Source organism: Planosporangium flavigriseum (assembly GCF_011947225.1).
GTDB classification, from domain to species: domain Bacteria; phylum Actinomycetota; class Actinomycetes; order Mycobacteriales; family Micromonosporaceae; genus Planosporangium; species Planosporangium flavigriseum.
Genome location: NZ_JAATVW010000026.1, coordinates 26,978 through 52,569, shown reverse-complemented (window position 1 = coordinate 52,569; position 25,592 = coordinate 26,978). Strand labels below are relative to the sequence as shown.

The 25,592-nt window shown below is 69.7% G+C and carries 27 protein-coding genes and 1 pseudogene; 12 read left to right on the top strand and 16 right to left on the bottom strand.

All coding sequences use genetic code 11. The features are described 5' to 3' along the window. Both HC028_RS24665 and HC028_RS24660 read right to left on the bottom strand, forming a co-directional pair. Nucleotides 1-275: pseudogene (locus HC028_RS24665) on the bottom strand (hypothetical protein); the annotation flags it as partial. A 499-nt stretch (nt 276-774) separates the two neighbouring features. Next, nucleotides 775-1,083, bottom strand: coding sequence for a 4a-hydroxytetrahydrobiopterin dehydratase (locus tag HC028_RS24660; protein ID WP_168079801.1), 309 nt, complete (start codon nt 1,081-1,083; stop codon nt 775-777). A 200-nt stretch (nt 1,084-1,283) separates the two neighbouring features. Here HC028_RS24660 and HC028_RS24655 point away from each other — a divergent pair, with 200 nt between their 5' ends. Further along, the gene (locus HC028_RS24655) at nt 1,284-1,676 is read left to right on the top strand and encodes a (deoxy)nucleoside triphosphate pyrophosphohydrolase (protein ID WP_168079800.1); all 393 of its coding nucleotides are present in this window, start codon (nt 1,284-1,286) and stop codon (nt 1,674-1,676) included. Next, on the top strand, nt 1,676-2,176 hold the full coding sequence (locus HC028_RS24650) for a DUF1990 family protein (protein WP_168079808.1): 501 nt from the start codon (nt 1,676-1,678) through the stop codon (nt 2,174-2,176). Before HC028_RS24655 ends, HC028_RS24650 begins: the two co-directional genes overlap by 1 nt. 54 nt (nt 2,177-2,230) lie before the next feature. On the opposite strand, the gene HC028_RS24645 is transcribed toward HC028_RS24650, so the two are convergent. From HC028_RS24645 to HC028_RS24615, 7 genes are all read right to left on the bottom strand, one after another. After that, nucleotides 2,231-3,283 (bottom strand): succinate dehydrogenase/fumarate reductase iron-sulfur subunit, encoded by a 1,053-nt coding sequence (locus HC028_RS24645; protein WP_168079799.1) that lies wholly within the window; start codon nt 3,281-3,283, stop codon nt 2,231-2,233. Further along, nucleotides 3,283-5,187 carry a fumarate reductase/succinate dehydrogenase flavoprotein subunit gene (locus HC028_RS24640; protein ID WP_168079798.1) on the bottom strand — a complete coding sequence of 635 codons (1,905 nt, stop codon included), beginning with the start codon at nt 5,185-5,187 and terminating at the stop codon, nt 3,283-3,285. Before HC028_RS24640 ends, HC028_RS24645 begins: the two co-directional genes overlap by 1 nt. A 9-nt stretch (nt 5,188-5,196) precedes the next feature. Further along, nucleotides 5,197-6,006: a hypothetical protein gene (locus HC028_RS24635; RefSeq protein WP_168079797.1), complete on the bottom strand. Its 810-nt coding sequence runs from the start codon at nt 6,004-6,006 to the stop codon at nt 5,197-5,199. A gap of 305 nt (nt 6,007-6,311) precedes the next feature. Then, entirely contained in the window at nt 6,312-7,706 is a 1,395-nt protein-coding gene (locus tag HC028_RS24630; protein WP_168079796.1) for a TldD/PmbA family protein, read from the bottom strand. Further along, nucleotides 7,703-9,139 (bottom strand): TldD/PmbA family protein, encoded by a 1,437-nt coding sequence (locus HC028_RS24625; protein ID WP_168079795.1) that lies wholly within the window; start codon nt 9,137-9,139, stop codon nt 7,703-7,705. Before HC028_RS24625 ends, HC028_RS24630 begins: the two co-directional genes overlap by 4 nt. Before the next feature lie 19 nt (nt 9,140-9,158). Continuing rightward, nucleotides 9,159-9,458: a 4a-hydroxytetrahydrobiopterin dehydratase gene (locus HC028_RS24620; RefSeq protein WP_168079794.1), complete on the bottom strand. Its 300-nt coding sequence runs from the start codon at nt 9,456-9,458 to the stop codon at nt 9,159-9,161. A gap of 7 nt (nt 9,459-9,465) precedes the next feature. Beyond that, a complete protein-coding gene (locus HC028_RS24615) occupies nt 9,466-11,571 on the bottom strand; it encodes a S9 family peptidase (RefSeq protein WP_168079793.1) in 2,106 nt (701 codons plus the stop codon). 86 nt (nt 11,572-11,657) lie between these two features. Here HC028_RS24615 and mshB point away from each other — a divergent pair, with 86 nt between their 5' ends. The 3 genes from mshB to HC028_RS24600 all read left to right on the top strand — a co-directional run bounded on the left by mshB (nt 11,658) and on the right by HC028_RS24600 (nt 13,574). Then, nucleotides 11,658-12,560 (top strand): N-acetyl-1-D-myo-inositol-2-amino-2-deoxy-alpha-D-glucopyranoside deacetylase, encoded by a 903-nt coding sequence (gene mshB, locus HC028_RS24610; RefSeq protein ID WP_239075662.1) that lies wholly within the window; start codon nt 11,658-11,660, stop codon nt 12,558-12,560. Continuing rightward, nucleotides 12,557-13,009 carry a hypothetical protein gene (locus HC028_RS24605; RefSeq protein WP_168079791.1) on the top strand — a complete coding sequence of 151 codons (453 nt, stop codon included), beginning with the start codon at nt 12,557-12,559 and terminating at the stop codon, nt 13,007-13,009. Before mshB ends, HC028_RS24605 begins: the two co-directional genes overlap by 4 nt. A gap of 100 nt (nt 13,010-13,109) precedes the next feature. Beyond that, nucleotides 13,110-13,574: a hypothetical protein gene (locus HC028_RS24600; protein ID WP_168079790.1), complete on the top strand. Its 465-nt coding sequence runs from the start codon at nt 13,110-13,112 to the stop codon at nt 13,572-13,574. Between the two features lie 8 nt (nt 13,575-13,582). Here HC028_RS24600 and HC028_RS24595 read toward each other — a convergent pair whose 3' ends face one another. Continuing rightward, the gene (locus HC028_RS24595) at nt 13,583-14,524 is read right to left on the bottom strand and encodes a GNAT family N-acetyltransferase (protein ID WP_168079789.1); all 942 of its coding nucleotides are present in this window, start codon (nt 14,522-14,524) and stop codon (nt 13,583-13,585) included. Nucleotides 14,525-14,610: 86 nt separating this feature from the next. On the opposite strand from HC028_RS24595, the gene fdxA reads away from it, so the two are divergent. Both fdxA and dapC read left to right on the top strand, forming a co-directional pair. After that, nucleotides 14,611-14,937 (top strand): ferredoxin, encoded by a 327-nt coding sequence (gene fdxA, locus HC028_RS24590; RefSeq protein ID WP_168079788.1) that lies wholly within the window; start codon nt 14,611-14,613, stop codon nt 14,935-14,937. Between the two features lie 3 nt (nt 14,938-14,940). Next, nucleotides 14,941-16,089 (top strand): succinyldiaminopimelate transaminase, encoded by a 1,149-nt coding sequence (dapC, locus tag HC028_RS24585; RefSeq protein ID WP_168079787.1) that lies wholly within the window; start codon nt 14,941-14,943, stop codon nt 16,087-16,089. Here dapC and HC028_RS24580 read toward each other — a convergent pair. Then, nucleotides 16,082-17,098 carry a prephenate dehydrogenase gene (locus tag HC028_RS24580; protein ID WP_168079786.1) on the bottom strand — a complete coding sequence of 339 codons (1,017 nt, stop codon included), beginning with the start codon at nt 17,096-17,098 and terminating at the stop codon, nt 16,082-16,084. The two genes, dapC and HC028_RS24580, sit on opposite strands and share 8 nt — an antisense overlap. A 37-nt stretch (nt 17,099-17,135) precedes the next feature. Here HC028_RS24580 and HC028_RS24575 point away from each other — a divergent pair, with 37 nt between their 5' ends. Together HC028_RS24575 and HC028_RS24570 are read left to right on the top strand one after the other, a co-directional pair. Beyond that, entirely contained in the window at nt 17,136-17,783 is a 648-nt protein-coding gene (locus HC028_RS24575) for an SIMPL domain-containing protein (protein ID WP_168079785.1), read from the top strand. Nucleotides 17,784-17,833: 50 nt separating this feature from the next. Beyond that, nucleotides 17,834-18,241: a hypothetical protein gene (locus HC028_RS24570; protein ID WP_168079784.1), complete on the top strand. Its 408-nt coding sequence runs from the start codon at nt 17,834-17,836 to the stop codon at nt 18,239-18,241. 92 nt (nt 18,242-18,333) lie between these two features. Here HC028_RS24570 and HC028_RS24565 read toward each other — a convergent pair whose 3' ends face one another. From HC028_RS24565 to dapD, 5 genes are all read right to left on the bottom strand, one after another. Next, nucleotides 18,334-18,843: a hypothetical protein gene (locus HC028_RS24565; RefSeq protein WP_168079783.1), complete on the bottom strand. Its 510-nt coding sequence runs from the start codon at nt 18,841-18,843 to the stop codon at nt 18,334-18,336. Between the two features lie 100 nt (nt 18,844-18,943). Then, entirely contained in the window at nt 18,944-20,353 is a 1,410-nt protein-coding gene (locus HC028_RS24560; RefSeq protein ID WP_373314004.1) for a trypsin-like serine protease, read from the bottom strand. A gap of 186 nt (nt 20,354-20,539) precedes the next feature. Further along, a complete protein-coding gene (locus HC028_RS24555) occupies nt 20,540-21,277 on the bottom strand; it encodes a hypothetical protein (protein WP_168079781.1) in 738 nt (245 codons plus the stop codon). Then, nucleotides 21,274-21,786 (bottom strand): SigE family RNA polymerase sigma factor, encoded by a 513-nt coding sequence (locus HC028_RS24550; protein ID WP_168079780.1) that lies wholly within the window; start codon nt 21,784-21,786, stop codon nt 21,274-21,276. Before HC028_RS24550 ends, HC028_RS24555 begins: the two co-directional genes overlap by 4 nt. Before the next feature lie 132 nt (nt 21,787-21,918). Then, a complete protein-coding gene (gene dapD / locus HC028_RS24545) occupies nt 21,919-22,884 on the bottom strand; it encodes a 2,3,4,5-tetrahydropyridine-2,6-dicarboxylate N-succinyltransferase (protein ID WP_168079779.1) in 966 nt (321 codons plus the stop codon). 114 nt (nt 22,885-22,998) lie between these two features. Here dapD and dapE point away from each other — a divergent pair, with 114 nt between their 5' ends. From dapE to HC028_RS24530, 3 genes are read left to right on the top strand one after another with little or no spacing between them, the layout of a single operon-like run. Beyond that, nucleotides 22,999-24,060 (top strand): succinyl-diaminopimelate desuccinylase, encoded by a 1,062-nt coding sequence (gene dapE, locus HC028_RS24540; protein WP_168079778.1) that lies wholly within the window; start codon nt 22,999-23,001, stop codon nt 24,058-24,060. A 51-nt stretch (nt 24,061-24,111) separates the two neighbouring features. Next, complete coding sequence (locus tag HC028_RS24535) at nt 24,112-24,996, top strand: LOG family protein (protein ID WP_168079777.1); 885 nt, start codon at nt 24,112-24,114, stop codon at nt 24,994-24,996. Further along, nucleotides 24,997-25,542 (top strand): LOG family protein, encoded by a 546-nt coding sequence (locus HC028_RS24530; RefSeq protein ID WP_168079776.1) that lies wholly within the window; start codon nt 24,997-24,999, stop codon nt 25,540-25,542. It abuts the gene before it with no gap. Nucleotides 25,543-25,592 lie beyond the last annotated feature (50 nt).

The following is a 25,592-nucleotide window of genomic DNA, read 5'->3' as shown; positions in this document are numbered from 1 at the left end:
GTCCTGGTGACCGCGCGGGTGTCGGTGTCGATGACCGAGACGCTGTTGCTGTCGCTGTTGGCGACGTAGGCCTGGGCGCCGTTCGGGGTGACTGCGACGGACGTCGGGGCGTCGCCTACCGGGACCGTCCCGACGACCTTGTTGCTGACCGTGTCGATAGCCGACACGGTGTCGGTGGCGGTGTTGGCGACATAGGTGACCGGGTCGGGCGAGGCGGCCTTGGCCGGCGACCCGACGATCACGACCGTCAGCGCCGCGAGCGCTGGCAGGGTCACGAACGCCCCGATCGTGGACCGCCTCGCCCGGTTCCGCACACGCGGCGTCGGGCGACCACAGTCCACATTGCTCAACTGGCACTCAGACATTGCCATTAATACCTTCCCCCCTTAGACCTCCAGCACCTCAACACGCGACCAAAGTGATCGCAAACGGTAGAGGGGAAATTAGATGGCTTGATGCCCGGCGCGGCGCCTGCTCCAGTCATCTTTTTCGATTAGTCGGACCCGTGTTGCACGGCTGTGCTTTTAGGCAGCGCCGTTTATGGATGCACCTGATCCTGCGGCATCGTCGAGTGCGACTGATTTAAATATTTAACGAATGCGAGCTATGGCGCCAGTTCCGGCAGCGTCCGCGCCCGTTCTGCGAATGGCGCGAAACCGAACAGTTCACGAATCTCCACGGCCCGATCGAGCGCGGCTCGCGCTCCGGGATCACCCAGCGCGTCCTGGTGTGCGGTTGGTCGGTGGCGACCGGCGGGGGGAGTCGCCGCGGCGGCTAGGCGGTCTGGGCGATCGTCTGGTACATCGCCTCGATGCGCGCGGCGAGCGTGACCTCGCCGTCGGAGAGCGCGCCCTCGTCTGGCGTACACAGTTTTATCTGGGTGTGCCCATCCAAGCGGCGCACCTGCGGACGCAGTTGGAGCGCGTCGGCAACGATTTTGATGCGCTCGGCCAGGGCGGCGTGCTGCGAGTCGTCGAGCGGGAGCGTCCGCCGAAATTCCCGGCCGTCCCGGGTCCATCCAGAGAGCAGACTCAGCGCGTCGGTCAGGTAATCCTCGCGGTCACGGCTCCCTCGAGCGCGCATTATGCCACCTCTCAGCCTTCGTTGCCGGCTCGTGGCCGAATTGAGGCCTGGTTGTTGCTTTTGTGTCAGCCAGTCTCCCCGCCGCCACGTGACGTGTCCATGCCCGCAGCTGGCCGCTCCGTTGTCTTATCGGACCGGCCTCGTTTCCGAACGGACGGGTTCATCTGGCACTCTGGACATCCGTGTACAACGAACGGACCATGCCGGCGGTTGTGGTCGGCGCCGCGATCATTGCGAGCGGCCGGGTGCTGGCCTGCGCCCGCACCGATCAGCCGGAGGTGTCCGGACGTTGGGAGTTCCCCGGTGGGAAGGTCGAGCCCGGCGAGGACGACGCCACCGCACTCGCCCGGGAATGCCTCGAAGAGCTGGGCGTACGCATCGACGTGGGCGACCGCGTCGGGCCTGACGTGCCGCTGAGCGGCGGCAGGGCGGTGCTGCGCGTGTACACCGCCCGGCTGCGCGACGGCGACGAGCCCCGGCTGACCGAGCACGAAGAGATGCGGTGGCTCGCCGCCGACGAGCTGTTCGACGTGGACTGGCTGCCCGCGGACGTGCCGATCGCGCGGGCGCTGCGGCCCATCCTGGAGACGTGATGCGGCTGCCCTACCCGGAGGTCGGCGCCACCCGCGGCGACCGGTTGCCCGAGGGCTACCGGCATGTCCGACGGCACGAGAGGCTTGGCGCCGGTGTCGACGTGTTCCGGAGGGCCGTTGACGGGCTGCGCGGTTGGCACCTGCAACGGGGCGCCGGCCTGCGGGTACCCGAGCCGACGCAGGCGGTCGCGGTGGGCGTACGCGTGACGATGTCCTTGTTGTTCCTGCGCATCCCGTGTCAGGTGGTGTGGGTGGTCGACTCGGATCGCCGGTACGGGTACGGGTACGGCACGCTGCCGGGGCACCCGGAGGTCGGCGAGGAGGCGTTCGAGGTGCACCTCGACGCCGCTGACCAGGTGTGGTTGTCCATCAGGGCGTTCAGTCGGGCGGGGCGCTGGTACACCCGGCTGGCCGGCCCGCTGGGCTGGCTCGTCCAGGATCTGGCGACCAGGCGGTACGTGGCGGCACTGCGGCGTATCGCACGCGGGCCTTCCTCATGATCACGGAGACTTTTCCGTTGTCATAGGACGGAAAAGTCTCCGTGATCATGGAGGTCAGTGCTCGTCGGGCTTTGTCGGGTGCTGGTACGTGATGTCCTGGACCGCCATCGGGAACGCGACGTCGTCGCCGAAGGGGGACTGGGCACCGGCGAGTTCGCCGGTGAACTCGGTGACCGGAAGCTTGCCGTCCGGGCCGACCGGCGCCGCGTGCCCGACGGCTGCTTCCCGGTGCCAGTTCATGCTGATGTCGCCCTGGGCGCCGGCCGCCGCGGCGTGCTCCGCCGGCGACGAGGTGGTCCCCGCGTTGGGGCGGGATGCGACCGCTGTGGTGGCGTACCCCGCCGGCCGGTCGAGCTGGTCCCGGCGGAAGATCTTCGAGCCGAGCCAGGCGATCGGGTCGTAGCGGCGGTCCACCGCGCGCTCCTTCATCGGGATGATCGCGTTGTCCGTGATCTTGATGTGCTCGGGGCACACCTCGGTGCAGCACTTCGTGATGTTGCAGTACCCGATGCCTTGTTCCTCAACCGCCATGTCTTTGCGGTCGGTGCGGGCGTCGAGCGGATGCATGTCCAGCTCAGCCGCTCGGATGAAGAAACGCGGACCGGCGAACGCCGGCTTGTTCTCCTCGTGGTCCCGGATGACGTGGCAGACGTTCTGGCAGAGGAAGCACTCGATGCACTTGCGGAACTCCTGCGAGCGCTCCACATCGACCTGTTGCATCCGGTACTCGCCCGGGGCGACGCCGGCCGGCGGGGCGAACGCCGGCAGCTCGCGCGCCTTCTGGTAATTGAAGGACACGTCCGTGACCAGGTCGCGGATCACCGGGAAGGTGCGCAGCGGGGTCACGGTCACCGTCTCGGTCGGCTCGAACGTCGACATCCGCGTCATACAGCCCAGCCGCGGCTTGCCGTTGATCTCCATCGAGCAGGAGCCGCACTTGCCCGCCTTGCAGTTCCAGCGGACGGCGAGGTCAGGCGCCTGGGTGGCCTGTAGCCGGTGGATGATGTCGAGGACGACCTCACCCTCGTTGACCTCGACCTGGAAGTCCTGAAGCTGGCCACTGCTGTCGTCGCCGCGCCAGACCCGGAAATTCCGCTTCTCGCCCATTACGCATCGGCCTTTCCGGCGAGTTCGTCGAACTCCGCCAGCTCCTCATCGGTCAGGTACTTCGACAGCTCGGCCCGGTCGAACAGCTGCATAAGCTCCGGGCGCATCTTCGGCAGCGGCTTGCGCTCGAGCCGGACGTCCTCGTCCCGCAACGAACAGACCAGATTGACCCGGCGCCAGTTCGGGTCCATCTTCGGGAAGTCCTCGCGGGTGTGCCCGCCGCGCGACTCCTCCCGCTCCAGCGCGGCCTTGGCCGTGCACTCCGAGACGGCCAGCATGTTGCGCAGGTCGAGCGCGAGGTGCCAGCCGGGGTTGTACCGGCGGCCGCCGGCGACGCCGACCTTCTTGACCCGCTCCTTGAGGTCGGCCAGCCGGCCGAGCGACTCCTCCAGTTCGGACCGGCGCCGGATGATGCCGACCAGGTCGTTCATCACCTGCTGGAGTTCGCTGTGCAGGGTGTACGGGTTCTCGCCGCCCTCGCCGCGGCCCAGCGGCGCCAGGGCGGTCTCGACGGCGGCGTTGAGCGCGGCAGCGGAGACCTTCGCCCGCTTCACGGCCTCGTCGGCGTGCCGGGCCGCGTACTCGCCCGCCCGCTTGCCGAAGACCAGCAGGTCGGACAGGGAGTTGCCGCCGAGCCGGTTGGAGCCGTGCATGCCGCCGGAGACCTCGCCGGCGGCGAACAGGCCGGGTACCGCCGCGGCGGCTGTGTCCGGGTCGACCTCGACGCCGCCCATCACGTAGTGACAGGTGGGGCCGACCTCCATCGGAGAAGCGGTGATGTCGACGTCGGCCAGCTCCTTGAACTGGTGGTGCATCGACGGGAGCCGCTTGAGGATGAACTCGGGTGAACGCCGGGACGCGATGTCCAGGTAGATGCCGCCGGCGGGCGTACCCCGGCCGGCCTTGACCTCCGAGTTGATCGCGCGGGCCACCTCGTCGCGCGGCAGCAGTTCCGGCGGGCGCCGGTTGTTGTCCGGGTCGGTGTACCAGCGGTCGGCCTCCTCCTCGGTCTCCGCGTACTGCTTGCGGAAGACGTCGGGGACGTAGTCGAACATGAACCGCTTGCCCTCGGAGTTCTTGAGGACGCCGCCGTCACCCCGGACCGACTCGGTCACCAGGATGCCCTTGACCGACGGCGGCCAGACCATGCCGGTCGGGTGGAACTGCAGGAACTCCATGTTGATCAGCGTCGCGCCCGCCCGCATCGCGAGCGCGTGGCCATCGCCGGTGTACTCCCACGAGTTCGACGTGACCTTGTACGACTTGCCCACACCGCCGGTGGCCAGCACGATCGACGGCGTCTCGAACAGGACGAACTCGCCGGACTCCCGGTAGTACCCGAAACAGCCGGCGATGCGGCCGTTCTCGACGAACAGTTCGGTGATCGTGGTCTCGGCGAAGACCCGGAGCCGGGACTCGTAGTTGCCGGTGGCCGCGAAGTCCTCCTGCTGCAGCGAGACGATCTTCTGCTGCAGGGTGCGGATCAACTCCAGGCCGGTGCGGTCGCCGACGTGCGCGAGGCGCGGGTACTCGTGGCCGCCGAAGTTGCGCTGGCTGATCTTGCCGTCGGAGGTGCGGTCGAACAGCGCGCCGTAGGTCTCCAGCTCCCAGATCCGCTCCGGCGCCTCCGTGGCGTGCAGTTCGGCCATCCGGAAGTTGTTGAGGAACTTGCCGCCCCGCATGGTGTCGCGGAAGTGGACCATCCAGTTGTCGCCTGCGTTGGCGTTGCCCATCGCGGCGGCCGCGCCGCCCTCGGCCATGACGGTGTGTGCCTTACCGAACAGGGACTTGGAGATGATCGCCGTCCGCTTGCCGGCGAGCCTGGCCTCGATCGCCGCCCGCAGCCCGGCACCCCCGGCGCCGATCACGACGACGTCGTAGTTGTGTCGCTCGATGTTCGTCATCGGGTTCCCTTAGTGGAAGAAGCGCAGGTCGGAGATCCAGCCGGCCGAGACCGCCATGACGTACGCGTCGGTCAGCATCAGCGTGCCGAGCGTGATCCAGGCAAGCTGCATGTGCTTGGCGTTGAGCTTCGAGACGAAGCCCCAGGCGCGGTAACGCACCGGGTGCTTGGAGAAGTGCTTGAGGCGCCCGCCGACGATGTGCCGGCAGGAGTGGCAGGACAGCGTGTACGCCCAGAGCATCACGACGTTGCCCAGCAGGACGAGGTTGCCCAGGCCGAAGCCGAACCCGCCGCCCTTGCCGTGGAACGCGACGATCGCGTCCCAGGTGTTGATGATCGAGATCAGGATGGCCGCGTAGAAGAAGTACCGGTGGGCGTTCTGGAAGATCAGCGGGAAGCGGGTCTCCCCGGAGTAGCTCTTGTGCCCGTCCGGCACGGCGCAGGCCGGCGGCGAGGCCCAGAACGAGCGGTAGTACGCCCGGCGGTAGTAGTAGCAGGTCAGCCGGAACAGCAGCAGGAACGGCAGCGTCACCGCCGCGAACGGGATGATCGGCCAGTTGGGCAGGAAGCGGCCGAACTCGGCCGACTCCGGGACGCACCCCGTCGACACGCAGGGGGAGTAGAACGGCGTCAGGTAGTGGTAGTCGTCGACCCAGTACCACTTCTGCATGAATGCGCGCACCGTGGCGTAGGCGACCCACAGGGTCAGCAGGGACACCGTTAGTAGAGGTGCCAGCCACCATCGGTCCGTACGCAACGTCTTGGCCGCGATCGCGGCGCGTGGCCGCTGACCGGCCGGCCTTGTGGCCGTCGTCGTCATCTCTGGCTTCGCTCCCTGGGCAGGGTGAGTGATGAGTCTCGTTGCCTTCAGTCCGCAGGTATGTACCGGCTCAACCGCTGACCTGCACGACATTCAGCGACCTGATCCGGAGCTATGTGTCGATGCACACGTTACGCGTGATGTGACTGAAGACACGCGAGGAAAGAAGTCTCGCGCGTAAATGCAGCGTTATGGAAGCGGTGGCGACAGAATTGCCACACGGGTGTGCACAAGATCACTCAAACGTGGCTGATCGATGTCGAAGCCGTCAACGCATCGACCGATGTGCTTCGCGTGCGGCCGCGTCAGCCGGAGGCGCCGCCGGTGAAGTTCCACGAGCCGAGGCGTACCGCGGGAGCCACGAAGGACTCGCTGCCCCAGTCGCCGGGCTGCGCCACCAGGTGCGTACCGACGCCGAGCACCGCCCCGGGCGCCAGCGCCTGCGGGTACGCCTGGGTGAACCGGAAGTTCTTCACCGGCGTCGTGATCTCGCCGTCCTCGATCAGCCACACGCCGTTGCGGGTCAGTCCGGTGATGACCAGTGGGCGCGGATCCAGGACCCGGGTGTACCAGAAGTCCGTCACCAGGAGACCGCGGCGCACACCGGAGACCAGCGCCATCACCGACAGGTCCGCGGCCGGGCCGGCGACCTCTTCCGTCGGCATCTCCGGCCCCGGCGGGACCATCGTCATCCCCAGCGGGATCGGGCCGAAGGCCCGCGCCGCGGGGTGCGCGTTACCGGTCGACTCGGTGCCGGCCTGCGCGGCGGTACGCCGGTCGTGGGCGACGGTCCTGGTCACCCCGTTGGCGACGAACTCGACCCGGCGCTTGGGCGTCCCCTCCACGTCGAACGGCAGCCCGAGCGCCCGGGGCGTCGTCACGTCCTCCACGAACGTCACTGCCTCGTCGAACTGCCGCTCGCCGAGCTGGGCGAACGAGCGGCGCTCGAGGTACGCCTTGCCGTTGAAGCCCCACATCGCGAAGTTGCGCAGGAGGTCGACGACCGCGTCGGACTCCAGCACCACCTCGTACTGTCCCGGCGGCAGCTCGACCGGGTTCTGACTCGCGAGGGCCTTGGCCGCGGCGCGGGTGCCGAGGACGGAGCCGTCGATGTCGGCCAGCCGCACCGAGGCGAGCCGGGCGACGCCGTCCGACGTAGCGGTCCGCGCGATGCCGTCCATGGCTGCCTCGGTCATGGCGCCCGCTGCGGATTGGCCTGCTGAGTTGGCGAACGCGGCGCTGACGTAGTTGGTCCGGAAGTACCCGGCGGTGTTCAGCCCGCTCGCCGCGTCGATGAACGCGCGTACCCGCAGGGCCCGCTCATCCGGCGTGGCCGCCACCGTGGCCTCGTCGACGTTGCCCGACGTCGGCGGCGGTGACGGCGGGGTCAGCCCCGGCCAGCCGGGGTCGAGCGGGCTCAGCCGGGTCGCGGCGACGGTCCGGTCGACCAGGTCGCGCAGCCCGTCGCCGAGCTGGGTGCTGGAGCCGACGGCGGTACGCCCCTCCAGATGCAGCCGCAGCCGCACGTGGGTGACCGCGTCCGCCACGTTCTGGTGGATGTACGAGTTGGCGAACCGGGTCAGCGCCAGCTCCTGGCGCGAGACGAGCACCTCCGCCTCGGCGCCGCTGCCGGCCGCGTCACGGACCAGGTCGAGCACCCGGCTGGCGACGTCGAGCTGAGTGTCCACAGTGGTGCTCATCCTCGCACCCCCACTCGTACGTTCGTGAACCGCGCCGGCGCGGCGGGGTGTCCGGTGTGGCCGACCTGGCCCGGCTGGCCCTTGCCGCAGTTGGGCGTGCCCCAGGTGACGATCTCCGACGAGAGCATGTCCATCGACTGCCAGAACTGCGGCCCGATGCCGGTGTACGTGGGGTTGCGCAGCATCCGGCCGAGCTGGCCGTTCTTGACCTCGTACCCGACCTCGCAGCCGAACTGGAAGTTCAGCCGCTTGTCATCGATCGACCAGGAGCGGTTGATGTCCATGTACACGCCGTCCTCGGTCGCGGAGATGATCTCCTCGAGGGTGTGCGGCCCGGGCTGGAGCCCGACGTTCGTCATCCGCACCATCGGCAGCCGGGACCAGCCGTCGGCCCGGACGCTGCCGGCGTAGTCCAGGCCGGCCACTCCCGCCGAGTCCCGGCCGGCGAGCACGCCGACCCAGGTGCCGTTGCGTACGGCGTGGCGCGGCGCGGCCGGCGTACCTTCGTCGTCGTAGCCGAACGATCCCAGCGCGCCCGGGATCGTCGGGTCGATCGTGATGTTCATGAGGTCGGAGCCGTACCGCAGGCTGCCGAGCTTCGCCAGGTCCAGCCAGGAGGTGCCGGCGTACCCGGCCTCCCAGCCCAGGATGCGGTCGAGTTCGATGGCGTGCCCGACCGACTCGTGGATCTGCAGCGCCAACTGCTCGCCGCCGAGGATCAGGGTGGTCTCGCCCTGGGGGCACAGCGGCGCCGTGAGCAGCGCCCGGGCCTCCTCGGCGATGCGGGCCGCGTGCGCGCCCAGGTCGATCTCGTTGACCAGTTCCCAGCCGCGGGTGCCGTACTGGCCGCGGTAGGACGGGTACGAGCGGCGCTGGGTCTCGCTCTCGCCGACGACCGTCGCGGAGATACCCGCGCCGCACTCGCGGAGGTGCTGGTCGATGCGGTGGCCCTCGGAGGAGACGAACCACTTGCGGGTGTCCCAGATCTGGTAGATGCCCTCCGCCACGTCGGCGCCGTGCTTGCGGGACTCGGCGGTGGCGCGGCTGAGCAGGTCCCCCTTGTCGGACAGGGCGACGGTGAGCGGGTCGATCTCGCAGGTGCTGGCCCACGAGTCCACGGTCGCGGTGACGGCCACGAGGTCGACCTGGGGGCCGGGTACGCCGGTGCTCGCCTTGGCGATCGCGGTAGCGGTCGCTCCGGCCTTGCGCGCGGCGGCGGCCGTCAGGTCGGGGACGGCGAAGAATCCCCAGCTGGACCCGACCAGCGCGCGGACCCCGATGCCGGCGTCCTCGTTCTGGGTGAGCTCTTCTATCTCGCCGTTGCGGGCGTTCATCGACTCGTGGCGTCGGTGCATCACCCGCGCGTCGGCGTACCGGGCGCCGGCGGCGAGCGCCGCCTCGACCGCCGCGGTCGCTGCGTCGAAGTGGGTCATGACCCGACCCTATGCCCGATCATTCGGCGCTGTGCGCTGAAGCAAGTTCGTCGATGCGGCGCGCCAGCGCGGTGTCCTTGGCCGTCACGCCACCCTCCGAGTGCGTACTCAGCGCGAACGTCACGGTCCGCCATCGGATGTCGATGTCTGGGTGGTGGTCGGCGTCCTCCGCCGCCTCCGCCACCTCGACCACGAGGCGGATCGCGGCGGGGAAGCTGGGCGCGGTGACGGTGCGGCTGATCGCGGTGGTGTCGCCGGTCCAGCCGTCCAGTTCGCTCAGTGCGCTGGACACCTCGTCGGGGGAGAGCAGGGCTGCCATGGCCCCATCATGACGGCAGCGAGCGGCGGATGAAATCCAGCTCCAGGCGCAGCAGGCGCTCGCTCAGCCCGCCGGCCGCCAGGTGGGTCGCGCCGGTCAGCGGGATCATCGAGTGCGGTCGCCCCGCGGCCAGCATCGCCGCGGACAGCCGCAGCGTGTGCGCCGCGACCACGTTGTCGTCGACCATCCCGTGGATCAGCAGCATCGGCCGGGCGTCGTCCGCGCCGATCGGCGGCTCGGCCGCGCTCTCCAGCAGCGAGTTGTGGGCGTAGACGTCACTGCCGTCGTTCGGCAGGCCCAGGTAGCGCTCGGTGTACGCGGTGTCGTACAGCTCCCAGTCGGTGACCGGGGCGCCGGCGACCGCGCAGTGGTACACGTCCGGGCGGCGCAGGACGGCGAGCGCCGACAGGTATCCGCCGAACGACCAGCCGCGGATCGCGACCCGGGAAAGGTCCAGGTCGGTGTGCTTGTCCGCGAGGGCGGTCAGCGCGTCCACCTGGTCGGCGAGGATCACGTCGGCGAAGCGCCGGTGGATCGCCTTGTCGAAGCTGGGCGCGACGCCCGGCGTACCCCGGTTGTCGATGGCGACCACCGCGAACCCGGCGTCGGCCCACCACTGCCGCTCGATCCAGCGTGAGCGTACGGCCAGCACCTCCTGATGGCCCGGGCCGCCGTAGATGTCCACCAGCACCGGCAGCTTGCGGCCGGCGACGTGGTTGCGCGGGTACAGCACGCCCGTCGGTAACTGGCGGTCGGTGACCCGCTGCAGGACCGGGCGGGGCGTGTACGGCGGCGTCGCCGCCCTCGACGCGATCTCACCCCTCGGTTCGTCGCCCCGGTACACCCGGTACCGGGTCCCGGCGTGGTCCAGCGCGAGCGCGCCGATGACCAGCGTGTTCCCGGCGGCGTGCGCGGTGTGCCAGCCCGCGGTCGTGGTGATCTTCCGGGCGTCGAGGCCGGTGCCCGCGGGAGAGACGCGTACCCGGTAGATGTGCTGCTCGCTCGGCTCCCCGTCCTGCGCCTCGACGATCAGGTCGTTGTCGATCCGGCCGCTGACGCGCCGCACGTACAGCCCGGGCGGGGTGATGAGGCTGCCGTCGGCGAACAGGCACCGGGCGTCGTAGCCGTCGTGCGCCAGCTCCCCGCCGATCAGTACGCGGCCGTCGGGCAGGTACGCCGGAGTGCCCGGCACCGGCTCGACCCAGCGCGGGTCGGCCAGTTCGGCGTGGACCTGGGTCTCGCCGGTACGGGGATCGACCGACAGCACCAGGCCGTGCTGCTGGAGGCGGCGCAGCACCGTGATCAGCGGGCCGCCGCTCTCGCTCCAGGACACGCACACCAGGTAGGGGTAGGTTTCGCGGTCCCAGTGCACGTCGACCCAGCCACCGTCGAGGTCGAGCAGGTGCAGGCTGACGTCGGCGTTGGGGCCGCCGGCGTGCGGGTACGCCACGGTGCTCGGCGGCTGGTCGGGGTTGGCGGGGTCGTGCAGGTGCCAGCGCGGCACCCGGGACTCGTCGACGCGGGCGGCCAGCACCGCCCGGCCGTCCGGCGACCACCAGTACCCCCGAAAGCGGTGGAACTCCTCGGCCGCGATGAACTCGGCCAGCCCCCAGGTCACCCCGTCCTCGGCGGCGAGGACCTGGTCGTTGCCGCCGGCGTCGACGATGTGCAGCGCGCCGTTTGTCACGTACCCGATCCGGTCTCCCCTGGGGGCGGGACGGGGATCGACGACATCGCCGGCGGTCGGGATCTCCCGGACCTCGGACGACCGGAGGTCGGCGCGGAACAGCCGGCCGGCGAGGGTGAAGACGACCGCTGTGCCGGACGAGTCGGCGGTGTACGAGCCGATGCCGCTGGCGGACAGCCGCAACCGCTCCCGCAGCGCCCGCTCGGCCGCGGGGAGGTCCTCGTCGCCGGCCAGCAGCTGGGCCGGGTCGGCCACCAGGCGTTCCTGCCCGGTCGCCACGTCGAGGACCCACAGCTGGTCGGCCGGGTCCTCCGGGCCCGACGAACGCAGGAAGATCACGTGGGCGCCGTCGGCGGAGACGGTCACCGCCCGCGGGGCGCCATAGGAGAATCGACGGGTACGCGCTGCCAGCTCCGGATAATCCACCCGGAAATGTTGCCTCGCCGGCCGGTCGCTTGTCATGCCATTGCTGCGGGCGAGTACCCGACACCTCGGTGCGTACAGTTGCACGCGTGAGCGAAGCCCCTGAGATCACATCCGCTCGGCGGATCCTGTTCGTGCACGCACACCCCGACGACGAGACGATCGGCACCGGCGCCACGATGGCCCGCTACGCCGCGGCCGGAGCCCACGTCACGCTCGTCACCTGCACTCTTGGAGAAGAGGGCGAGATCCACGTTCCGGCGCTGTCCGGGCTCGCCGCGAACCAGGCCGACCAGCTCGGCGGGTACCGGATCGCCGAGCTCGACGCCGCGTGCGCCGCGCTCGGCGTACGCGACCACCGCTTCCTCGGCGGCGCCGGGCGGTTCCGGGACTCGGGGATGATGGGGCTGCCCACCAACGACCACCCGCGCGCGTTCTGGCGCGCCGATCTCGACTTCGCGGCCGGCTTGCTGCTCGACGTGATCCGCGAGGTGCGCCCGCAGGTGCTCGTCACGTACGACCCGAACGGCTTCTACGGCCACCCGGACCACATCCAGGCGCACCGGGTGGCGATGCGCGCGGTCGAACTGGCCGGTGAGATCGCGCCGAGCAAGGTGTACTGGACCGCCGTGCCCCGCCGAGTGATCGAGTCCGGGATGAAGGCGTTCGCCGAGTCCAGCGACAACCCGTTCGCCGGCATCGACAACGCCGACGACCTCCCGTTCGGCAGCCCCGACGAGGAGATCGCCGCCGAGGTCGACGGCCGGAAGTTCGCCGAGGCGAAGTTCGCCGCCGTACAGGCCCACGCCACCCAGATCCCGCCGACGAACTGGCTGTTCACGATGGCCGGGAGCTTCGGCGGTGACTTCATGGGGATGGAGTACTACCGGCTCGCGGTGGGGGAGAAGGGGCCCGGCAACGGCCCGTACGGCTGGGAGGACGACCTCTTCGCCGGCCTCGACGTGCCCGCCACCGCTCCCTTGTCCGCATGACCACGATGGAAAAGATGGCGTCGCCGGTGACGGCCGAGCCGGTCGGGTCGCGGGGTGCCTGGGTGCGGTGGGCCGGCATGGTGATCGTCGTCGTGCTGGCCGCCGTCTCGGCGATCTGGGAGGCGTTCCTGACCCCGCTGGCCTGGCAGTGGAGCAGTGGCGGCCAGGCGCACTTCGTCCGGCTGCCGGTGGCGCTGGTCCTGGCGGTCGTCGGCAACGCCGGGTTGGCCTGGCTCACCCACCGGGTCACCGGCAAGGTTCTCGCCGTGCTGGCCCCGTTCGCCGCGTGGGTCGTCCCGATGCTGGTCGCGGCCGGCCGTACCAGCGAAGGTGATCTCGTACTGACCAGCGACAACTGGGTCGGCCTGGCGACGATGTTCGCCGGGGCGCTGTCGTTCGCGGTCGCGGCGTACTGGCTGGTCATCCGGTCCATCCGGCGCCCAGCGTAATCACCGCAAACTCCCAGCATCTTGCGCTGGACGGTGACGACCAGGTAGGAGATCCTGCGAGACGTGGCCGCGTGGCCACCTCGGGTACGGGAGGCATCCGGTGAAGCAACGGTGGTTGCCGGTGGGCGTTCTCACCGGCGCGCTCTTCGCGACAAATGTGATCGCTCGTTGGGTGGTGCTGCTGTTCGGCGGGCGGGACGACACGTTCACGACCCGGATCGGGGTCGTCGCGCTGGTGACGGTGGCGGTCGTGATGGCGGTGGCGGCATTCTGGCGCGCCCGCCCGCAACCGATGTCGCGCGTGGTCGGAGACCTCGCGCTCGGCGCGGCCGGCGGCTGTCTGCTGTCGGTGCTGATCAGTCCGCTGCTGGTCGGCGCCACGCCGCTCCGGGACGGCGTCGACTTCTTCATCAACCAGATCGTGTACTTCCTGGTCGTCGCGGTCGGCGGCGCGACGTTCGGCATCCTGGTCGTGATGGCCCTCGGCCAGGACTACAAGTCGCAGTCCTGGAAGCGGTACGAGCAGCAGGTGCGCGCCAAGCCCCGCCGGGTGGTCCGCCGCTGATCCAGGGCCTAGGGTGCGGTCCAGGTGACGTACGCGTGGTGCGTGCTGAAGCCGAGCGGCGCGTACGCGGCGACGGCCGCCGTGTTGCGCTCCTCGACCTGGAGGTACGCCTGGCTGGCGCCGGCGTCGGCCGCCCACCGGGCTAGCGCCCCTACGATCGCCCGGCCCAGGCCCTGGCGCCGGTGCACCGGGTCGACGGTGACCAGCGAGACGCCCAGCCAGGACCCGTCCGCGACAACGCCGCGGGCGACAGCGATCGGGCTGCCGTCCTCGGCGTAGATGCCCGCGTAGCGCGCCAGCGGTACGCCGGTGAGGATGTGCCGCGCCGCGTCGGGAAACGTGCCCTTGAACCCCGCCACCGCGGCGAACCAGGCGTCCGGAGGCGTGGTGTCCAGGCGTACCGCGACCTCGGGGCGCGCCGCGGCCGCCACCTCGGCCAGCGCGGCGGTCTGGACGAGCGTCCGTGGCGCCGGAGCCCAGCCTCGGCGGGTGAGTTCGGCGGTGAGCCGGGCGCCGACCGGGTCGGGGACTGTGATCTTGGGCGGCAGGGCGCGCGCCCGATACCACGCCTCGACGGCGTCCACGGCGTCGTTCAATGTACGCCCCGGGTCGCCGATCGGCAGTGCGGAGTTGCCGCGCGCGGTCCAGCCGTCCGCGGCCCGGAGCAGCCACTCGCCGAGGTGCGCCTGTTCGGGTGCGGGCCAGCCGGCCGCCGCGATCCGTTCGAGGGACTCCGTGGCGCTCGGGCGGCGCCGGTCCGGCACCCTCTTGGCGTGCGTGACCTCGGCGCGCGGCACCCGGACGAGCCGTTCCACAGTTCGGACTGTGAGATCGGTCTCGGTGAGATCGACAAGTTCGCCCAGAACATCGGAAAACACGGGACGATCCCCCCGAAGTCCGGCCCGACGGCGCACCACGACACGGTGTCCGACATCGTATGGCCCCAGCACGTTCGACCACCTCCCGGGCGGGATACTAGGCTCGTACGCGCCGCGGCCGGGGGCCGGTGCGGTGTTCAGTTCGGAGGGGACGAGTCGTGACCTACATCATCGCCGAGCCGTGCGTCGACCTGCTCGACAAGGCGTGCATCGAGGAGTGCCCGGTCGACTGCATCTACGAGGGCAACCGGATGCTGTACATCCACCCGGACGAGTGCGTCGACTGCGGTGCCTGCGAGCCGGTCTGCCCGGTCGAGGCGATCTTCTACGAGGACGACGTGCCGGAGCAGTGGAAGGACTACACCGGCGCGAACTACGAGTTCTTCGAGGACCTCGGTTCACCCGGTGGCGCCTCCAAGGTCGGGAAGATCAACAAGGACGCCTCGTTCGTCGCCGCCCAGCCGCCGCGGGCTGCCGAGCACTGAGCCATGTCGAAGCCGACCGGGCCGGACGGTTCTCAGGACCGGTCCGGCCCTCAGCCTGCCTCGGGTAGCGCAGCGCTCTCCGCCCGGCTCCCGGACTTTCCCTGGGACCGGCTGGAGCCGGCCAAGGCACGGGCGGCCGCGCACCCCGAGGGGCTGGTCGACCTGTCCGTCGGTACGCCCGTCGACCCGGTACCACCCCAGGTGCGTGCGGCGCTCGCCGAGGCGTCCGACGCCCCCGGCTACCCGCTGACCGCCGGCAGCCCCCGACTGCGGGAGGCGATCGCGGAGTGGGTGTCCCGGTCGTGCGGGGTGTCCGGCGGGTTCGGTGTGCTGCCCACGATCGGCTCCAAGGAGCTGGTGGCCTGGCTGCCGACGCTGCTCGGCATCGGCCCCGGCGACGTCGTGATGATCCCGTCGGTGTGCTACCCGACGTACGAGGTCGGCGCCCGGATGGTCGGCGCGACCGTGGTGCGGTCGGATTCGCTGCTGGCGAGCGGTCCGGCGCGGGTGAAGCTCGTCTGGGTCAACTCGCCGTCCAACCCGACGGGCGCGGTGCTGCCCGCCGAGCATCTGCGCAAGATCGTCGACTGGGCGCGCGAGCGCGGCGCCGTGGTGGCGAGCGACGAGTGCTACCTGCCGCTGTCGTGGGAGGCCGAGCCGGTCTCGATCCTCTCGGTGTGCGACGGCGACCCGTCGGGCGTCCTCGCCGTGCACTCCCTGTCGAAGCGCTCCAACCTGGCCGGCTACCGGGCCGGCTTCGTGGCTGGCGACCCGGCTCTCGTCCGCGAGCTGCTGGCGGTGCGCAAGCACGCCGGCATGATCGTGCCCGCGCCGGTGCAGGCGGCGATGGTGGCCGCGCTGACCGACGAGTCGCACGTGGCCGAGCAGCGGGAGCGGTACGGGCGACGGCGGGAGCGGCTGCGGCAGGCGTTGACCTCGGCCGGGTTCACGATCGACCACTCGGAGGCCGGCCTCTACCTGTGGTGTACCCGCGGCGAGGACAGCTGGGCGACGGTGGACTGGCTCGCCGAGCGCGGCATCCTGGCGGCGCCCGGCGAGTTCTACGGGCCGGCCGGGTCGCGGCACGTCCGCATCGCGCTGACCGCAACGGACGAGCGGGTCGACGCGGCGGTGGCCCGGCTGGTCAGCTAGCCGGGCGCAGCGCCGTGTAGGTGACCGTGTCGCCGTCCACGGCGCATGCGGTGAGGTGACCGCCGGCCGCGCCCAGGCGGGTCAGGAAGTCGAGTTCGTCGGCGCCGAGCGCGTCCATCCGGAACCGCTCGGCCGACGGCTGCAGGTCGCGACCCATCAACTCCTGCCGCAGCCCGTGCGCCTCATCGAAGGCGGCGGTCAGGGCCGCGACGTCGTCGCGCTCGAGCGCGTCCGCGAGGTCGGCGAGAAACCTCTGCGCCAGGTGGACGCTCTTGGTGATCGCGTCCCGGTTGTGCGTGAGCATGTCGACCGTACGCGCGCTCCGCGTGCCCGCCACCCGGGTGCCGTCCCGGAAGCTGCCGGCCGCGAGGCTGAGGACGCCCTGCCGCAGCGCTGATCGGGCCACCGACCCGGCCAGGCTCCCGGCCAGCAGGTGCGGAATGTGTGACGACATCGCGACGATGTCGTCGTGGGTCTCCGGGGACAGCGGGACGACCTTCGCCTTCAACGCGGTGGTGATGAGCGCGGTGAGAACGCGGAACGGCGCCAGCGGCGCACCGGGCTGCGGGCACAGGACCCACGCGGCGTCGTCGAAGAGCGTCGGGTCGGCGGCGGTCAGTCCAGAGTGCTCACTGCCGGCCATCGGATGACCGGGTACGAACCGGTCCAGCCAACCGTTGGCCTGCGCGTACCGTGCGATCGGCGCCTTGACGCTGCCCACGTCCGTGATGACGCAGCCCGGATCGGTGTGGCCGGCGACCTCGGCGAGGTTGTCGGGCAGCGTGGACAGCGGGCCGGCGAGGACCACCACGTCCCTGCCGGCGACGGCGTCGGCGAGCCGCTCGAAGAACTCGATCCCGTGCTGCCTGGCGTACGACACCGCCTCCGGGTCGGGGTCCCACCCGGCCACGTCGATCCCGGCTTCGCGCAGCCCGAGCAGGATGGAGCCGCCGATCAGTCCCGTGCCCAGAACCGCCACCCGCAGGTCCGCCGGGCGCTTATCCACCATCTGCACTCCCTCAGCATTCGCGAGTAGGTTACGTGGCATGACCGACACCCCTACCGTGGCGGTACGCGGCGAGGCTGTTCGAGAGGTCGAGCCGGAGCTTGCCCAGCTGACGGTGACCATCGCGGCGCGCGACTCCGACCGCGAGCGGACGCTGCAGCGGCTGGCCGAGCGGGCGGAGGCGCTGCGCGGGCTGCTGGAGGAGTACGCGCCGGTGATCGAGCGGCGCGAGACCAGCCGGGTGCAGGTGCACCCCGTGCTCAGGCGGTCGGGGGAGCGGGTCAGAGCGTACGAGGGGTCGGTCTCCACCACGCTGACGTTCTCGGACTTCTCGCAGCTCGGTGACGTGGTCCTCACCCTGGCCGACTCCGACCAGACGTCGGTGTTCGGGCCCTTCTGGTCGCTGCGGCCCGACAGTCCGGTCTACGGCGAGGCGCGCCGGGCGGCGATCGAGGACGCGCTCGGCCGCGCCCGCGAGTACGCCGACGCGCTGGGCGCGCGACTGGTCCGCGTGATCGAGCTGACCGATTCGGGACTCTCCGGCGACCACGGCCCGCAGCCGGCGATGTTCGCGTTCCGCGCGGACAGCGGCGAGCGGCCGCCACTCGAACTCGATCCGGCGCGGCAGACCGTCCGCGCCGCCGTCGAGGCGCGCTTCGCGATCAGTGAGCCGACCGTCCTGGGATAAAAGCCCATATCGTGGGTAGGCGCGCTATAAGCAACACCCAGGAGGCGGCCATGACCAGGCCGAGACGGCGTCCGAGGGTGACGGTGGAAGACGTAGCCGTACCACGCTGGAACTTCATCGACGAGTTCATGGAGGCCCTCGGTCACGCGGCCGCTGACGCGGGTCCCCACGTGCCACCACCGCCTCGGCCGGCTCGCGATTGGCGGGCACTGCACCCGCCGCCACCGCCGCCCGAACCGCCGCGGCCCCGTGGGTTCATCTACATCTACCCGCGGATCGGCGAGCCCCCGCCGTGGGGCTGCGCGGCCTGCTCACCCATGGGAGAGGGCAGCGAGGACACCGCGGTGCCGGCGATCGACCCCGCCGAGGCGCGGCTGCACCCGGAGCAACTCGACGTCGCTCCGGGTGAACCGGACCTGCGCGAGGTCCAGCGCGAGCGCCGGCCCCGCCCCGCCTAGCCGAGGGTTGTTCGGTGAACAAGGGTTGGTCATGGTTGAGCGCGGCTGCCGGCGCCTGGCGGCTGTCGGCGCTGCGGAGCCGCCAGATGGACTCAACGATCAGGCCAGAACGCCAGAAGGTCACCCACTCGGCCAAGCGCGCGAACGGCGCCTGCCGAGGACGCGGTGCCGCAGTTGTAGTCGATCCTCGCGATCGTATGCGTGTTCGCGGGGTAGCCGAGGATGACCTGGTACTGGTCATGGGCCATGAGTGAACATGCGCTCATGGCCGTCCGGTCCACGTCAGCCAGGGCGTTGAGATGTTCGACCACCTGGGCTGGACGCTTGACGTCCGCAACCACCTTGCCCAAGCGGTACACGCCCGTTCGTTCGTCCGGCTGGAACGGATAGACGCATAGCAGTGCCGCGTCCGCGCCTTCGGGGACGAGCTGACCAGTGCGGCCTGGCGTGGGCCTCGGTTCCTCGACGAAAGTGTCGGGACACGTGGCGGCGCCCGATTCGCCAGCGGGCGCAGCTTCGGTGCTGGGCCGGCAGGCCGTCGCCGAACCGGCGAGCAGCGTCGCGAGCGCTGCTGCGAGCCCGAGCCCTGTCCGCGGTGCCATGTTGGACATTATTCCCCTTCGCTCTGCCCGTGCCCGGCCTTGCCGGCTTCCCGGTGCCGTGCGCTGTACATCAATCGGCATCGGGAAGCCGGCATTTCACCTATGCGGTTCGCGGGGTCGCTCCCATGGAGCCGACAATTTCATCCATGTCCTGGAAGTACAGGATGGAGCAGTTACTGGAATCCATTGCGGTGATTGTCCCCTTGGCTCGGACGCCGTCGCGGTCGAGCGAGAATACCGGGCCTCCGCTGTCGCCGGGAGTTCCGACGCATTGGCCGTTTACGTTATTTGCCCTCGCCAGGTCATGCATGGTGAAGCAGTCATTATCTGAATCGCATCCGTAGATGTTGTACTCATAGGGGTCGGTTTTGTCGCCGCAAATGACACCACTCTTCGATCCCGATGTGCACAGCAGTTCGTCTCTGACCCGGTAGTCCCAGCTGTGTACAGTCTTTGTGTAGCTGGAGTTCACCCCACCATCGAAGATCAAGACAGATCCCCGGGCGTTGATCAGGAGTATGTCCTTATCCCAGTTCTCTTGGTATACCGGCCCGATTTCTTCGAAACAGCATCCGCTCAAGTGGTTGTTGTACGCCACGTCAGGAGCGGACATGCAGTGAGCGGCGGTCAGTACGTAACTCTGGCCGCCCTTCATCACTCCAAACCCTGTCGTGCACCACGTTGATCGCAGTTGGATGTCCCGGTACACCTCGTACTGACCGCCGCCATTCCAGGGGGCGAAGTCGTCTTCGCGGCTGGAAAGGAGTTCGATCGGGCCTGCCGCCGTTTTCATGGTGACCGGTACGTCAATTCGAAGGCCGGCGAGGAGGGCGTCCGCATTTGTGCTGGACACCCCCTTCTTGGCCAGGGCTGTGCGCATGGCCGAGGCCGTCGGAGCGGGCATTTTCTCCACCACCAGGCCTGAGCCGTCTTCCGCGACGCCTATCGCCTGTATGTCGCTGTGCCCCTTCTCGACGGCGGCGGTGATCCTGTCCTGCACCCGCTGCAGTTCGGCACGGGAGTGACGCGCGTTCTTCACGGTGACCGCCGCGGTCCTCCTGGCGTCATTCACTGCGGCCGCCATAATTTCTGGGAGGGAACCTTTGAAGTACAGGCTGACTCCGTCGTCCTCGTATGCGACGCCGGCGTAGCCCGAATCCGCGGGTAACTTCCTGGCCGTTTCAAGAAGTGCTTGGGCGGCCGGAGCCAGTTTCTCTTGCTTTCGCATTTCGGACAGCAATGCCGGATTTTGATTGTCAATTCGCTGCGGATCGCTGGCTCCGCCCGGTGTTGCGCCGTCCGGGGTTGGCGCGGCAAGGGCGATGGGGGTGCCGAATGCCAGCCCAGATGTCAGTACGACAGCGAGTGCCGTGGTGGCGACCGCGAACCGGGAACGGACGCGCCTCATCACCTTCCGGCCGGGCTGGTGACCAAAATGTCCCATGCATATCCTCTTGGGCTGTGACCACATGTCGATGCGGGTCCTTTCGCCGTGGGGGTGCAGCAACATGATCACAGCCAGAGATGGCAGTCGATAGGTAGTGGTATGGGTGCTCAAGGGCGCGGAAGGATCGTGTCATGAATCGGGGGGAAAGACTTCCTTGTCGCAATACCTCGACTTTGAGCGCATCAGTTCTGCTCGTGCTCAGTTAGCGTCTTTGTCCGACTTGAGCGCGGCCACCACCCGGACGGTGGCTCAGCCGATGACAGGGTCTGCCTCGTCTATCACGACGGGGAAGTTGTAGTGGGAAGGGATCTCCCGGCGTGCCTGTTCGAGGCGCGCCTGCTCGACGCCGATGGTGACCGTGCCGCTGTCGTCGACGCTCACGCGGTTGAACTGGATGCCGTGCGCTTTCCAGTACGCCCGATCGGCCTCCACCTGGCCGAGGAATGCCTGTAGCTCAGGCGCCGAGTACGGAGCGTCGACCATCTCGACACATTCAGTGGCGAAGTCGTGGCGGATCCAGTTGTCGAAGGCGGCCGACGGCTTGCGATAGACCCGGATCCGGTTGGTCTCCTGCCGCATCCCCACGTCGGTGAACAGGTCGGCGAAGTGAGCCTCGGCGTACGTGCGGATGCGGCCGGCGAGCACGCTGAGGAACTCCTGGTTAGCCGGTTGTGGGGTGCCGGCGATGCTGTTGGCTGGCGGGGAGGTGCGCCCAGTACAGCCAGCCGTACGGACAACCCCATCGTCGGCGGGGGAGGGCGACGTCACAACGGGCCCTGCCGCTGTCGGATGGCGGGGAACGGCCAGCCGCGCGGGTAGCCCGGCGGCGAGGGCGACTCCGATGACGGCGGCGCCGGTCGCCACTGCCATGCGCTGTCGGTAGCGGCGTACCCGCGCGCCGACGGCCTCCACCCGGTCTGACGGCTGGCGCAGTGGCGGTACCGCGTTGATCAGGGCTTGGCGTAACTGCCGCTCGTTGTGGTTCATGAGCTGATCTCCCCTGTCTGAAACATCTGCAACTGGGGGTCGGTACGCATGGTTGCCAGCGCCCGCGAGGACTGCGTCTTGACAGTCGCCTCGGAGCAGTCCAGCACCGCTGCGGTCGCGGACACTGACAGGTCCTCGACGTAGCGCAGCACCACGATGGCCCGCTGCTGGCGGGAGAGCCGGGTCAAGGCTCGGTACACGCTGTCGCGGTTGGCTGTCTCGTCGGCGACATCGGCCTGGCCGGCTCGATCCGGATATGCGTCAGATGGGGTCTCCGCGCGCCAGCGCCGCCGCCACCAGGTCGCATACGTGGTGAACAACACCCGGCGTACATACGCCTCAGGGCTGCCGGTGGCGGCCACCGTGTTCCAGTGCCGCCACGCCTTGGCCAGCGCCGTTTGAAGCAGATCCTCGGCACGTCCGGCATCGCCGGTCAACAGCCATGCCGCACGCTGCAGGACTGCACTGCGCGCGGTGACGAACTCGGTGAAGCCCTCGGGTGCGGACATGCGTACCTCCCTGCTCAGTTAGACGCCCTGAGCGGGTTAGAAGGTCAACGGCAGATCCGATGAGTTTTCACGCTCGGCTGGCGACCGGACGCTGAGCAGGCGCCAGCCCAGGAATGGGGGCGCACGCAGTGTCTAGTCGTTGGCGTGCAGCGCCGCGTTCAGCTCGATCCCGCGACCGGAGCGCTCGCGCACTTCCAGCGCTCCCGTGACCGAGTTGCGCAGGAACAGCAGGTTGTTCTGCCCGGACAGCTCACGCGCCTTGACGATCTCGCCGGACGGCAGCTTCACCTTCGACCCGGCGGTGACGTAGGTGCCCGCCTCGACGACGCAGTCGTCGCCGAGGGAGATGCCGATACCGCCGTTCGCGCCGATCAGGCAGCGCTCGCCGAGCGAGATGACCTCTTTGCCGCCGCCGGAGAGGGTGCCCATGATCGAGGCGCCGCCGCCGATGTCGGTGCCGTCACCGACGACCACCCCGGCCGAGATGCGCCCCTCGACCATGGAGGAGCCGAGGGTGCCGGCGTTGAAGTTGACGAAACCCTCGTGCATGACGGTGGTGCCGCTGGCGAGGTGGGCGCCCAGCCGCACCCGGTCGGCGTCGGCGATGCGCACGCCCGACGGCGTCACGTAGTCGATCATCCGCGGGAACTTGTCGATGCCGTACACCGCGAGCCGCTCACCGCGCCCCCGCAGCGCCCACCGCAGCTCGTCGACCCGGTCGGCCGGGCACGGGCCGGCCGAGGTCCACGCGACGTTGGCGAGCAGCCCGAAGATCCCGTCGAGGTTGGCCTGGTGGGGCCGGATCAGGCGGTGGGAGAGCAGGTGCAGGCGAAGGTACGCGTCGTAGGTGTCCTTCGGCGGATCGGCCAGCGAGCCGATCATGGTGAGCACGGCGGCCGTACGCAGCCCGGGGATCGGGCCGGTCTCGGCGATCGACGAGTCGAACAGTTCCGCCACCGGCAGCGGCACACCGGCCTTGGCGTCGACGTCCGGGGTACCGAACCCGAGCTTGCCGGCCGGGTACCAGGTGTCGAGCACCTGCCCCTCGGCGGTGATGGTGGCCAGTCCCAGCCCCCAGGCGGGCGAATCACTGCTCACGGCGTCTCCCCGGTTCGCTCGCTCGAGCGCCGGCTCACGACGCCGACGCTGCGCTACCTCACGGCGTGTCACGCTATCGCTTCGTGCCGAACCCGCGAGCGCTAGGGTCGGTTCGTGCTGAGCCCTGAGATTCTGGCGGACCCCGTCGAATTGACGCGTGTCCTGGTGGATGTCGAGTCCGTCTCCGGCGACGAGGCGGAACTCGCCGACCAGGTGGAGACCGCGCTTCGCCGCGCGGCGCACCTGAGCGTGGAGCGTCACGGCAACGTCGTGCTCGCCAGTACCCATACCGACCGGCCCCAGCGGGTCATCCTCGCCGGCCACCTCGACACCGTCCCGATCGCGGACAACCTGCCCTCGACGGTCGAAGGTGACGTGATCCACGGCTGCGGTACCGCCGACATGAAGTCAGGCGTCGCGCTCGCCCTGAACCTGGCCGCGACGGTGGCCCGCCCGCGCTACGACGTGACCTACCTCTTCTACGACTGCGAGGAGGTGGAGGCGGAGCGCAACGGCCTCAACCGGCTGGCCAAGACGCACCCGGAGAAGCTGGCCGCCGACTTCGCGATCCTGCTCGAACCCACGTACGGGCTGGTCGAGGCGGGTTGCCAGGGCACCATGCGGGCCGTGGTCACCGCGGTCGGGCGGCGCGCCCACTCGGCCCGGTCGTGGCTGGGCGTCAATGCCATCCACGCCGCCGGGGCGATCTTGAACACGCTCGAGGCGTACGAGCCGCGCACGGTGACGATCGACGGCTGCACGTACCGGGAAGGGCTCAACGCGGTGCGCATCGCCGGCGGTGTCGCGGGCAACGTGATCCCGGACGAGTGCCGGATCGAGATCAACTACCGGTTCGCCCCGGACCGCACCGAGGCCGAGGCCGCGGCGCACGTACGCGAGCTTTTCGCGGACTTCGCGGTCGAGATCACCGACTCCGCTCCGGCGGCGATGCCGGGCCTGGCAAGCGCGATCGCCAAGGAGTTTCTCGACGTGGTCGGCCAGCCCCCGCAGGCGAAGCTGGGCTGGACGGACGTGGCACGGTTCGCGGCGCTGGGCGTACCCGCGCTGAATTTCGGGCCCGGTGACCCCAACCTGGCGCACAAGCGCGACGAGCGCGTCGAGATCCCCAAGATCCGGGCCGGCGCCGAGGTGCTGAGGAGATGGCTCACCGCCTGATTCATGCCATGTGGCAGGGGACAAAGGGGCCGGATTGGTTACGGTGGGCGGATGGCGAACGGCAATGTCAACGGCAGGAGCAGGCGGACGCCTGAGCGGCACCAGGGGGCTGTCACGCTTCGTCGGGATGCCATTCCACGGAGCACAGAGGATCAGCGGCTGCTCGATTCGCGGGAACGGGCGGACTGGAAGACCCGCGACGCCTGGCGGGCGCTGCGGATCCTGAGCGAGTTCGTCGAGGGCTTCGACACGCTCGCTGAGCTGCCGCCCGCGGTCAGCGTCTTCGGGTCGGCCCGGGTCAAGCCGGGCACCCGTGACTGGGAGCTGGCCGAGCGGGTCGGGGAGGCGCTGGCGCAGGCCGGGTACGCGGTGATCACCGGCGGTGGTCCCGGCGTGATGGAGGCGGCCAACAAGGGCTGCACCGAGGCCGGGGGGATGTCCATCGGGCTGGGCATCGAGCTGCCGTTCGAGCAGGGGCTCAACGAATGGATCGAGCTCGGCATCGACTTCCGGTACTTCTTCGTCCGCAAGACCATGTTCGTCAAGTACGCCCAGGCGTTCGTCGTCCTGCCGGGCGGCTTCGGCACGCTCGACGAGCTGTTCGAGGCGCTGACCCTGGTCCAGACGAAGAAGGTCACCCGGTTCCCGGTGGTGCTGATGGGCAGCTGGTACTGGCAGGGCCTGATCGACTGGCTGCGGGACACCATGGCGGCCGAGGGCAAGATCGGGCCGGAGGATCTCAACCTCTTCTGCCTGACCGACGACCCCATCGAGGCCGTCAACCACATCGTCAACGCCGACGCCGAACTGCAGGCCGAGCAGGAGGCGGCGTTCGCGCGTGCGGCCGCAGCCCAGCAGGCCGCAGCCCAGGCCGCCCCGGTCCCCGAGGGGCCCGACGCCAACCGGCCGGCTCCTCGCTTCGAGGCGGAGGCGTAGGTGGCCGCGATCGGGGTCTTCTGCGCGTCTTCACGGGTGCTCGACCGCCGCTGGCTCGACCTGGCGTACGAGGTGGGCGCCGAGATCGGTCGCCGTGGCCACACGCTGGTGTCCGGCGGCGGACGCGTCGGCATGATGGGTACGGTCGCCGCGGGCGCCCGGTCGACCGGCGCGCACACCCTCGGGGTGATCCCGCAGTCGCTGGTTGACCTGGAGGTCGCCGACGACGATGCCGACGAGCTGCTGGTGACCGACGGGATGTCGACCCGCAAGACGTTGATGATCGACAAGTCGGACGCGTTCCTCACCCTTCCCGGCGGGCTCGGCACGCTCGACGAGCTGTTCGAGGTCTGGACCACGGCGACGCTCGCCCTGCACGCCAAGCCCGTCGTCGTGCTCGACGTCGACGGCTTCTACACCGGCCTGCTCGACTGGTTACGGGCGCTCGTGCCGTCGGGGTTCGCGCGCGCGGAGGCGCTGGACCTGCTGGTCGTCGTCGACTCGGTGCCGGCGGCGTTCGAGGCCGTCGAGAGCATCGCCGGTTGATCTGGATCGATATGTCGTACCGCTGTGCTCTGATCCTGCGGTGACCACCG